The sequence below is a fragment of the Nonomuraea pusilla genome (genome assembly GCF_900109355.1).
GTDB lineage: Bacteria > Actinomycetota > Actinomycetes > Streptosporangiales > Streptosporangiaceae > Nonomuraea > Nonomuraea pusilla.
Genome location: NZ_FOBF01000024.1, coordinates 143,834 through 154,396 on the forward strand (window position 1 = coordinate 143,834; position 10,563 = coordinate 154,396).

The 10,563-nt window shown below is 72.2% G+C and carries 9 protein-coding genes and 1 tRNA gene; 6 read left to right on the top strand and 4 right to left on the bottom strand.

What is annotated here, in order from left to right; all coding sequences use genetic code 11:
- Positions 1 to 10 precede the first annotated feature (10 nt).
- The gene (locus BMX74_RS36150) at positions 11 to 874 is read right to left on the bottom strand and encodes a diacylglycerol/lipid kinase family protein (RefSeq protein WP_236714916.1); all 864 of its coding nucleotides are present in this window, start codon (positions 872 to 874) and stop codon (positions 11 to 13) included.
- Positions 875 to 965: 91 nt separating this feature from the next.
- Here BMX74_RS36150 and BMX74_RS36155 point away from each other — a divergent pair, with 91 nt between their 5' ends.
- Genes BMX74_RS36155 through BMX74_RS36165 form a run of 3 tightly spaced genes read left to right on the top strand, consistent with a single transcriptional unit; the run spans position 966 to position 3,985 of the window.
- Positions 966 to 2,534, top strand: a complete 1,569-nt coding sequence (locus tag BMX74_RS36155; protein WP_256257477.1) for a phospholipase D-like domain-containing protein — start codon at positions 966 to 968, stop codon at positions 2,532 to 2,534.
- Entirely contained in the window at positions 2,535 to 3,266 is a 732-nt protein-coding gene (locus BMX74_RS36160) for a phosphatase PAP2 family protein (protein ID WP_091105015.1), read from the top strand.
- A 26-nt stretch (positions 3,267 to 3,292) separates the two neighbouring features.
- A complete protein-coding gene (locus BMX74_RS36165; protein ID WP_143078890.1) occupies positions 3,293 to 3,985 on the top strand; it encodes a phosphatase PAP2 family protein in 693 nt (230 codons plus the stop codon).
- A 1,447-nt stretch (positions 3,986 to 5,432) separates the two neighbouring features.
- Here BMX74_RS36165 and BMX74_RS36170 read toward each other — a convergent pair.
- Positions 5,433 to 5,507 (bottom strand) — tRNA-Val (locus BMX74_RS36170).
- Between the two features lie 450 nt (positions 5,508 to 5,957).
- On the opposite strand from BMX74_RS36170, the gene BMX74_RS36175 reads away from it, so the two are divergent.
- Positions 5,958 to 6,374 carry an SsgA family sporulation/cell division regulator gene (locus BMX74_RS36175; protein ID WP_055505587.1) on the top strand — a complete coding sequence of 139 codons (417 nt, stop codon included), beginning with the start codon at positions 5,958 to 5,960 and terminating at the stop codon, positions 6,372 to 6,374.
- 1 nt (position 6,375) lies between these two features.
- Here BMX74_RS36175 and BMX74_RS36180 read toward each other — a convergent pair whose 3' ends face one another.
- Positions 6,376 to 6,987, bottom strand: coding sequence for a DUF305 domain-containing protein (locus tag BMX74_RS36180; protein ID WP_082535266.1), 612 nt, complete (start codon positions 6,985 to 6,987; stop codon positions 6,376 to 6,378).
- Positions 6,988 to 7,067: 80 nt separating this feature from the next.
- Between BMX74_RS36180 and BMX74_RS36185 the strand changes: the two genes are divergently transcribed.
- Positions 7,068 to 8,450 (top strand): LVIVD repeat-containing protein, encoded by a 1,383-nt coding sequence (locus tag BMX74_RS36185; RefSeq protein ID WP_256257480.1) that lies wholly within the window; start codon positions 7,068 to 7,070, stop codon positions 8,448 to 8,450.
- Here BMX74_RS36185 and BMX74_RS43475 read toward each other — a convergent pair.
- Positions 8,444 to 10,216, bottom strand: coding sequence for a serine/threonine-protein kinase (locus tag BMX74_RS43475; RefSeq protein WP_143078891.1), 1,773 nt, complete (start codon positions 10,214 to 10,216; stop codon positions 8,444 to 8,446). The two genes, BMX74_RS36185 and BMX74_RS43475, sit on opposite strands and share 7 nt — an antisense overlap.
- Positions 10,217 to 10,343: 127 nt before the next feature.
- Between BMX74_RS43475 and BMX74_RS36195 the strand changes: the two genes are divergently transcribed.
- On the top strand, positions 10,344 to 10,563 hold a 220-nt coding region (locus BMX74_RS36195; protein ID WP_143078892.1), incomplete at its 3' end, for a helix-turn-helix domain-containing protein.

The following is a 10,563-nucleotide window of genomic DNA, read 5'->3' on the forward strand; positions in this document are numbered from 1 at the left end:
GCCCCGCCGGTCAGGGCAGGCAGACGGTGAGGGCGCCGGGGACGGCTCTGGCCTTGATGCGGGTCGTCGCCTTCCTGTCGCCGCCGTCCAGCTCGTACGTCAGCGGCGACCCGAACCTGGCCTTGACCTTCCTCGCCCGGGTCACGCGGACGAACGGCGACTCGTCGGACCGTCCGGTGGCCATCGTGCCGAGCACCCGCGCCCACTGCACGGGACCCTTGGCGGTGGACACGCCCACCTCCAGCCAGCCGTCGTCGGGGCGGGCGTCGTCGAACGCCTCGACGCCCCCGGCGATCGTGCCGACGTTGCCGATGAGCAGGCAGCTCGCCTCGCCCTCGAACCAGGGCGTCCCGTCGATCTCGACCTTCATGGGGACGAGCGGCCCGCCGACGTGCCGGACGGCGGCCCTGACGTAGCCGAGCCTGCCGAACCGCTTCTTGGCCCGCCCGTCGGCGTCGGCGATCATCTCGGCCTCGAACCCGGCCCCGGCCATGACGGCGAAGTGCTCGCCGTTGACCCGGCCGAGGTCCAGCTCGGCGCGGCGGCCGCGGAAGCCGGCGCGCACGGCCTCCTCCAGGTCCACGGGGATGCCGAGGTTGGTGGCGAACAGGTTGCCGGTGCCGGCGGGGAGTATCGCCATGGGCACGCCGGACCCGGCCATGACGTCGGCGCAGCGCTGCACCATGCCGTCGCCGCCCCAGACGAACACGAGGTCCGCCCCGCGCCGCAGCGCGTCGCGGACCTTCTTCGGCGCCTTCCTGCTCTTCGGGACCTCGTACCAGAGCAGGTCGCCGACGCCGTGGTCGGTGATGAGCACGCGGGCCCTGTCGAGCCCGGCGCCGAGGGTCTTCTTGCGGTGGGCGATCACGGCCACCGTAGGGGGCTTCTCGGGAGACACGGGCACCGCACTACCCCGGGCGCGGCGTTTCAGGCGACGAATCATCCGGCGCGGCCCGGGTAGCGGCATGCGAATGCGGATCGAGGACTGGTTCCTCACGGCCGAGGAACGAGGCAACCGGGCGACCGGGCTCGACCCCTGGTCGCTGGGCAACGAGGTGCGCCCGCTCATCCACGGGGCCGCGTACTTCGCCGAGCTGGCGGCCCGGCTGGACGAGCTGGGCGAGGGCGACCTGCTGCTGTTCGCCGACTGGCGCGGCGACCCCGACGAGCGGCTCACCGACGGCGGGCCGGAGATCGGCGCCGCCGTCGCGGCGGCCGCCGCGCGCGGCGCGCTCGTCAGGGGGCTCATCTGGCGTTCCCACCTGGACCTGCTGCGGTTCAGTTCGGCGGAGAACCGGCACCTGGGCGAGCGGATCGAGGCCGCGGGCGGCCAGGCCGTGCTGGACACGCGGACCAAGCCGGGCGGCTCCCACCACCAGAAGTTCGTCATCGTGCGCCGTCGCGGCGACCCGTCCAGGGACGTGGCCTTCCTCGGCGGCATCGACTTATGCCACAGCCGCAGGGACGACGCCGAGCACCTGGGCGACCCGCAGCCCTGCCCCATGCCCGGCGTGTACGGCCCCCGCCCGCCGTGGCACGACGTCCAGGTGGCGGTGCGCGGCCCGGCCGTCGCCGAGGTGGAGAAGGTGTTCTGCGAGCGCTGGGAGGACCCTGCGCCGGAGACCAGGGACCCTCTGCGCCGGCTGCGCGACCACCTCCAGCGGCTGGACGACGAGCCCCCGCTCCCCCGCCCCGGGCCGCCCCCTCCCCCTGCGGGCACCCACGCGGTGCAGCTCCTGCGGACCTATCCGGCGAGGCGCGCCGGCTACCCGTTCGCGCCGCACGGCGAACGCAGCGTCGCCCGCGCCTACCACAAGGTGCTGCGCAGGGCCCGCTCGCTGATCTACCTGGAGGACCAGTACCTGTGGTCCACGGACGTGATCGAGCCGTTCGCCGAGGCGCTGGAGCGCGAGCCGGGGCTGCGCATGGTGGTCGTCGTCCCCCGCCATCCCGATCAGGACGGCTGGCTCGCGGGACCGGCGAGCCTCATCGGCCGGGCCGACGCGCTGCACCGGCTGCTCCAGGCGGGCGGCGACCGGGTCGCGATCTACGACCTGGAGAACCACCGGGGCACGCCCGTGTACGTCCACGCCAAGGCGTGCGTGGTGGACGACGTGTGGGCGGCCGTCGGCTCCGACAACGTGAACCTGCGCTCGTGGAGCTACGACTCGGAGCTGAGCTGCGCCGTCCTCGACGAGCAGGAGGACCCGCGCCCGCCGGGCGGCGCGCGGCGCTTCGCCAGGGAGCTGCGGCTCGCGCTCATGGCCGAACACCTCGACCTGCCCGGCGACGGCCCCGAACGGGACGCGCTGTGCGACCCGGTGACCGCCTTCGAGGCGTTCGCGGCGTCGGCTGCCAGGCTTGAGTCCTGGCACGCGGCCGGGCGCACGGGGCCGCGACCGCCGGGACGGCTGCGCCCGCACCCCGTGCCCCGGCTGCCCCGCGTGCGCAGGGCGCTGGCGCTGCCGCTCTACCGGTTCGCGATCGACCCGGACGGCCGTCCGCCGGCGCTGCGCAGATCGAGGAGGTTCTAGATGTGGGGCGGACAGGGCCAGGGGCGTGGGCTGGGCCTGCGGCTGGCCGTCGCCGGCCTGGCCGTCGGGCTGATCATGGTCCCGTTCACGCTGCTGCTCGTCGTGGCCAAGCTGCCGCTCAACGACCTGGACAGGGACGTCGCCGAGCGGCTGCACGCGTACGCGCTGGCCAACCCCGGCGTGACCAGGGTGCTGGTCGTGTGGACCGACCTGTTCGGGCCCTGGCCGTGGCGCGTCGCGGTGGCGGCGTTCTCCGCCTGGCTGCTGTACCGGGGCGCGCCGCGGCTGGCGCTGTGGGCGCTCACGACGGTCACCGTCGGCGGGCTGCTGGGGCTGGCGCTGAAGATCGTGGTGGCCCGGGCCAGGCCGAGCCTGCCGGACCCCGTCGCGCTCGCGCCCGGCGACTCGTTCCCGTCGGGGCACGCGGTGAACGTGACGCTCGGCGCGGGCGTGATCGTGCTGCTCCTGCTGCCGTACCTGCCCCGGTGGGGGCGGCGGGCGGCGTGGGCGGTCGCGTGGTTCCTGGTGCTGTCGGTGGCGTACACGCGGATCGCCCTCGGCGTGCACTGGGTGAGCGACGTCGTCGCCGGGATCGTGCTCGGGGCGGCGGTGATCGCGGCGACGGCCGCGGCGTTCGAGACGTGGCGGCGCGAGCACGGCCTCAGGCCGGCCGAGCCGCTGGAGGAAGGCGTGGAGCCCGACTCCGCGCGGATGACCCGTGAACGGAAGTGACCGTGACCAGAGAGCCCAGACCTCGCGTGACCGGACAGGACATGAAGTACTACGCGTTATCCCTCGTGCTGCCGCTGCTGGTGCTGGCGGCCGTGACGTACGCCGCCGGTCGGGCGATCCTCGCCTGGCCGACCGGTGAGGCCGCGACGAGCAGGAGCCTGGAGGCGGCCCGCACCCCGCTGTGGAACACGCTGACCGACTTCGGCAGCAGCCTGTCGGACACCCCGTACGTCGTGGCGCTGACCGCCGTCGCGGCCGTCGCCTTCCGCCTCGTCCTCCGCCGCTGGCGCGAGGCGGCGTTCCTGGTGGCCTCCGTGTGGGGGCAGTCGCTGGTGTTCCTCGCCACCACCGAGCTCGTCGGGCGGCACCGCCCGCCGGTGCACCACCTCGACCCCGCGCCGCCCACGTCCAGCTTCCCCTCGGGGCACGTCAGCGCCGCCGTCGGGTTCTACTGCGCGGTGGCGCTCGTCCTCGCGGCCCACGTCAGGAACAGGGCGCTGCAGGCGCTGATCTGGGCGGTGGGCGTGGCCGCGCCGCTCGCGGTCGCCTTCTCCCGGCTGTACCGGGGCATGCACTTCCTCTCGGACGTGCTCTGGGGGCTGCTGCTCGGCGTCTGCTGCCTGGTGGTGGCGGCGAGGGCCATCCTGTACGCCCGCCCGCGCGCCCGCGACGAGGTGAAATCGACGGCCACGGTCGGCCATTTCGGCGGCGCGGGTTAGAACGGGAATCCTCTAGTGGAAATATCCCTTACATAGCAATTTTGCCGTCTAAAGCCAGATTTACCCGCAAATTACTCATGCACCCTAGTTTCATATCCCCAAAACCACCACAAAGCCCGACAGAGCCGGACATCTAGGTCGCCCGCCCCTCGCCCTGCGAGCCCTCGACAACACCCGCCCGAAGCGCCGCCCCGCACCGGAAGGCCGCGTCCCGGCAGGGCTTTTCGGAAGGAGACCAGAATCGGGAAGACAGAAGCCGGAGAGAAGCTCCGAAACGGGGACCACGCGACCGACCCGGAGTCCCCCTGGACGACCGTGATCGCACCCCTGGGACCGCCCATGCCCCGACGACACCGACCCGGAGGCCCGGCCCGACCAGCACGCCACACCCAAGACGCCCACGCAAGACCCCACAGGTAAGACGGCCCGCCCAAGACGCCACAGGTAAGACGGCCCGCCCAAGACGCCATAGGTATGACGCCGTGGGCAAGACGCCGTGGGCAAGACACCCCCCCGGAGCCCGCCATCAGCGCGGCTCCACCCCCTGCGCTCCCTGAGAGCCGTCACGGGCCCCAGCGCCCACGAGCCGCCCTGCCGAAGCCGCCGCCGGTCTCGGCACCCACGGGCCGCCCTGTCGAAGCCGCCGCCGGTCTCGGCACCCATGAGCTGCCCTACCGAAGCCGCCGCCGGTCTCGGCACCCACGAGCTGCCCTACCGAAGCCGCCGCCGGTCTCGGCACCCACGAGCCGCCCTGTCGAAGCCGCCGCTGGTCCGGCAGTCCGGGCGGCGCGCGACATCGCCGGAGACCTTGGAAGCCGGGAACCGGGAGCGCCGGGCGCTGCCGCTGCGGCCCCAGGTCGGCACGTCCCCATGTTCCGGGCCTTCAGGTCCCAGGCCGCCTCGGGCCTCGCGCGCCCGGACTCCAGGGCCGCCGGCGGCCCCCAGGAGGCCCGATGACAGAGGAACGCCCCCGAAAGGCAGCCGGCAGAAGGACGCCCCACCGGCCACGGCGTGCGGCCGACGCGGAGCCGCACATCGCCCGAGGCGCTCAGGAGCTCGGGAGCTCAGGAGCTCAGGGGCTCGGGAGCTCGGGAGCTCGGGACGCCAGGCCGGCGCACTCCGGTCGGCTTCGAGCGGAGGTCAGGACGCTGGCGCGTTGCGGCGCGCGGCGGGTTCGGGCGGGGACGGCTCGCGCGGGGCGGTGGGGTTCGTGCCGTCTCCGTCCCGCTGATGGGGTCGTCGCCGAAACGGGCGGGCCGAAAAAGAGGCATCGCGCCGCCCTCCCCGGAAACGGCGGGCCGGAAAGGGGGCATGGCGACAGCAGCGATAGGTGTGATGTGCGTCACAACGGCCGAGGCGGGCGGCGCCCGCGAGACGAGACGGGGCCGGAACGGCCCCGTACGGCGAAAGAGGCCGCCTCCCGCGTGGGAGACGGCCTCTGACGTGCTGGTGGGCGATACTGGGATCGAACCAGTGACCTCTTCGGTGTGAACGAAGCGCTCTCCCGCTGAGCTAATCGCCCGCCCTGCCGGCTCCTTCGTGGTGCCGACGGGGAAAACCATACCGCACTCCGGCACCTGCTGGCGAAGCGAAGCCCGGTGAGGCGACGGCCGAGGGGAGGGAGGCGGGAGGGATTCGGGTGAAACGGGGCGGTTGCCCGTCGGCGCGACAGGCGGTTGGCTTACCATCGTGCTGTCCCGGAAGACGACGATCGAGATCTTTCAGAGAAACGTTCTTGGTCGGCGTCCCGGAACGCCTTCGCCAACAGCAAAACCCTCGCAAATACGACCCGATAGATGCCGTTTAGCCAGGTAGATGCCCGAATGTCCAGCTGTGATGTGCGTTACAGAACGGCCTGGGAGCGGAATCTTTCCTACTGGTTTCTTCGTTCCGCGTCATAGCTCAGGACGAAGTCCGTCAGAGCAGTGAAAGCCCCGAAGAGGGGACCTACGACGAAAAGGTTTGGCTGACGATGAACAGCACCACCGTCTCCGCCGAGCTTGGCCTTCGGCTTGTGGTCCCCGACCGTACGACCGTCCCCCTGCTCGCCGGACTGAGCTACACAGCCGACGACCCGTACGCCATCCGTATGGCCTTCCACGTAGGGAACGACGAACCGGTCGAGTGGATCTTTGCCCGTGAACTCCTGACCGTCGGCATCGTGCGACGCGTCGGCGACGGCGACGTGCAGGTGTGGCCCGCACGCGCCGACGGCGAACGCACTCTGCACATCAGCCTGACGTCGCCGTTCGGGCAGGCGCTCTTCGAAGTCCCCCTGGCGCCGTTGACCGAGTTCCTCCACCGCACCTACGAGAAGGTGCCGGCGGGTCGCGAGACGGACTTCATGGACATCGACGCCGAGCTGACGAACATGCTCTGGCCGTCCTGAGCTACGCGGGCAGGGCGGCGAGCACGCGCCGCATCCTGGCGACCTCGATGCTCTGTCCCGAGTAGACGTCCTTGGCCAGCATGCGCATCTGCTGGTCCTTCCCCGAGGCGAGCTCCTCCCCCGCCATCGTGACGGCACCCTCGTGGTGCCGTGTCATCAGCCGCAGGAAAGCGCGGTCGAAGTCCCCGCCGCGCGCGGCGCGCAGGGCGTTCAGCTCCTCCTCCGTGGCCATGCCGTACCCCGTCATGCCCTCGTGGGCGTGCTCCGCGGGAGGGCGGCGGCCCAGCGCGGCCAGCCAGCGGGCCATCAGCTCGATCTCCGGTGTCTGCGCCGCGGTGATCTGCCGGGCCAGCGACCGGATGGCCGGGGTGGTGGTGCGCTCCTCCACCAGCGAGGTCATCTCCAGGGCCTGCCGGTGGTGCGGGATCATCCCCTCGGCGAACCTGACGTCGGCGGCCACGGGCTCGGCCCGGCTCTGACCGACGTGCTCGCCCGGCGTCGCGGTACGCGCCGCCGCGCCGGGAGTGCCCGGCACGAGGACGGGGGCCCCGGTGCCGACCGCGGACGGCCCGGAGGGCTGCCCGGCACAGGCGGACAGGGAGAATGCCGCCATAACCGTGATGAAGAGCGCACGCGCCCGCGAATGTGCTGGCATAGCTTCCATAGTGAGCCACGAGACAAAGGGGACGCGTGTTGATCTCTGCCAAGGTGCGCGGAGCGGTGATGTGCGCGGTGCTGCTGCTGGCCGCCGCCTGCTCGGGGGGCGGGCCGGCCGGGGAGCGCCAGTCCGCGCGGGACACGCCTCGCGCGGGCTCGTCCGACGCGGGGAAGAACGCCGACGGTGACGTCATGACCAGCAAGAACGTCCGGCAGGTGGCTCATGTCCCGAGGGCCGCGCCGCTCGACGGCGACATGGACTGGAACACCGACTTAGCCTTCCAGGGCGACTACGCCTTCGTCGGCAACTTCGGCGGGTTCACGATCTACGACATCAGCGACCCGAAGCAGCCGAAGACCGTGAGCCAGGTGTCGTGCCCGGCGCAGCAGAACGACGTCTCCGTCCACGGCGACCTGCTGGTCCTGTCCGTGGACGAGCCGCGCAGCGGCGAGGGCTGCGACTCGAACGCCGACGTGCGCGACTGGGAGGGCCTGCGGATCTTCGACATCAGCGACAAGAAGAGCCCGAAGTACGTGACGGCCGTCAGGACCGACTGCGGCTCGCACACCCACACGATGGTCCCCGCGGGCGAGACGCTGTACGTCTACGTCTCCTCGCCCGGCCCGGAGCCGGACTCCAAGACCTGCCCGCCGCCCCACGAGATCATCCAGGTGGTGGAGATCCCGACGAAGTCGCCCAAGGACGCGAAGGTCGTGGCGAGCCCGGAGATCTTCCCCGACCACCAGGACACGGACTTCGCGGCCGGCTGCCACGACATCACCGCCTACCCGGAGAAGAAGCTCGCGGCGGCGGCCTGCTTCGGCGACGGCGTGCTGCTCGACATCTCCGACCCGGTGCGGCCCAAGGTGCTGCAGCAGTTCCGCGACACCGAGAACTTCGAGATCTGGCACTCGGCGACGTTCAACAACGACGCCACCAAGGTCATCTTCAGCGACGAGCTGGGCGGCGGCTCGCAGGCCACCTGCGACTCCCGCACGCCGCGGACCAAGGGCGCGAACGCCATCTACGACCTCAAGGACGGCAAGCTGGAGCGCCGCGGCTACTTCAAGATCGGGCGTGAGCAGCAGGAGGTCGAGAACTGCGTCGCCCACAACGGCTCCCTCATCCCGGTGCCCGGCAAGGACGTCATGGTGCAGGCGTGGTACCAGGGCGGCGTGTCGGTCTGGGACTTCACCGACTCGGCCAAGCCGAGGGAGATCGGGTTCTTCGAGCGCGGCCCGTACGGGGGCGGCGGCGACATCGCCGGGTCGTGGTCGGCGTACTACTACAACGGCTACATCTACTCCAGCGACATCCGCGAGGGCCTGGACGTCCTGGAGATCGACGACCCGCTGACCGACCCGGCGAAGAAGGTGCGGATGCCCGACTTCAACGTCCAGACGCAGAAGACCTACTGAGGCGGCGCGATCGTCCCGTCGCGCCAGTCGCGGTAGTGGGAGGTGAAGGTGGACGAGAGCTGCTCGTTCTCGATCGGCATCCGCCACGTCAGTTCCGCCAGGGACGGGCGGTTGTGGGCGTCGAGTTCGAGCCGCCAGACGAGCCTGGTGTCCTTGAGCCGGTCGTCCTCCAACCCGCTGATCCGCAGCAGCGCCTCCCGCAGCGAGCTGGGAGCGGCCGCCGCCGACAGCCCACCGGCGTAGCGGCGCCCCGCGCGGTCGATGCGGGAGGTGTGCGTCACGAGGTCGAGGACGACGCCGACGCTCGCCATGGCCACCAGCATCGTGACGTACAGGTCCCAGTCCTTCGTCAGCTTCGCCGTCTTGCGGCCGTTCAGGTACGTGCCCCGGTCGGCGCCGTCCCGCCACAGGACCGTGATGTCGGCCGCGCCGATCTCCGCGGCGTTCATCCTGACCGCGAAGTCGCTGCTCGCGCCGCTGTACGTGGCGCCGGGCAGGTAGCGGACGCGGCCGGCGGCGCGGGCGTTGAAGGAGCTCTGGTCCAGGCCGCCGTCGAAGGCCAGGTCGGCGAGGGGCTTCACCGCGAGGGCGGTCTCCACGGCGATCGCGAGGTCCGTGGGGTTCTCGGCCGGCGGCTCGGACGTGGGGTCGGAGGCCGGCGTCCCTGAGGGGTCGGGCGAGGCCGTGGGGGAACCGGGCGCCCCGGAGTCCGGCGGCTCGGAGGCGGGCGCGCCTGAGCCGCTCGGCGGGTTCGTGGAGGGGCTGGGGGCGGCGCCCTGGGAGGTGCCGCCCGTGCCCGGCGCCCCCGCCGTCGAGGTGGAGGCGCCGCGGCCGGTGGCCGGCCCCTCGCCGGGGCGGGCGCGCCACAGCAGACCGCCCGTCACGGCGGCCGCGGCGGCGGCCGCTCCGGCCCCGAGCAGCAGCGCGCGCCGCCGGACCGGGGCCGGACCCGCGGCGGCCCTGGCTCCCTTGCTGAGGGCCTCCGCCTCCGCCGCGGGCTCGCCGAGGAGTTCCAGCAGGACGTCTCTCGCGGAAGGTCGCCGGGACGGGTCCTTGTCGAGGCAGCGCGCCACGATCGAGCGCAGCGGCTCGGGCAGGTCGCCGAGGTCGGGCTCGGCGTGCAGGATGCGGTACGCGACGGCGGCGAAGGTGTCGGCGCCGAACGGCGGCCTGCCGGTGCAGGCGAAGACCATGGTGGAGCCCCACGCGAAGACGTCGGAGGCGGGCCCGGCGGCGCCGCCGGAGAGCTGTTCGGGCGCCATGTACGGCGGCGTGCCCGCCGGGTGCCCGGTGGTCGCGGTGGCGTCGGCGAGCCGCGCGATGCCGAAGTCGATGACGCGCGGCCCGTCGGGCCCCAGCAGGACGTTGCCCGGCTTGAAGTCGCGGTGGACCACCCCGGCCCGGTGGATCGCGGCGAGCGCGGTGACGGTGCCGATGGCGAGCCGGGTGAGCGCGGCCCCCCGCAGCGGCCCCGCCGCCGAGAGGGCGGGGCCGTCGATGTACTCGCTCGCCACGTACGGCGGGTCGTGGTCGAGGTCGGCCAGCAGGACCCTGGCCGTGCAGAACTCGTCGACCTTGCGGGCGGCGGCCAGCTCCTTGGCGAAGGAGCGGTCGATGCCGCCGCTCATGACCTTGACGGCCGCCCGCACGCCGTCGGGGAACTCCCCGAGGTAGACCACGCCCTGCCCGCCCTGGCCGATGCGGCCCTCGATGCGGAGGGGGCCGATCGCCCGCGGGTCGCCGGGGCGGAGGGGGTGGACGGCCACGAGCGCCTCACATGATCAGTTGTGGGGCATCCGAGACTAGTGGCCCGTCACCGAATCTCGGACGGGTAATTGATCTCCGGCGGTGAACCCGTCAGGCTGGCTGCCTCTTCGACATTGGGAGGTGGTCGTGGCTCGCCGACCGGAAGTGTTCGTCCGGCCATTAACGATGGAGGAAGGCCGCAAGCTGCAGCGGATCACACGGAGCGCGAAGGATCCGGTCAAGCTGCGGCGGGCGATCGTGGTGATGATGTCCGGCCAGGGCCAAAGCGTCCCGGACATCACCTCGTTGATGCAGGTCAGCGACGACTACGTGCGCGATGTCATCCACGCCTTCAACGAGAAGGGGT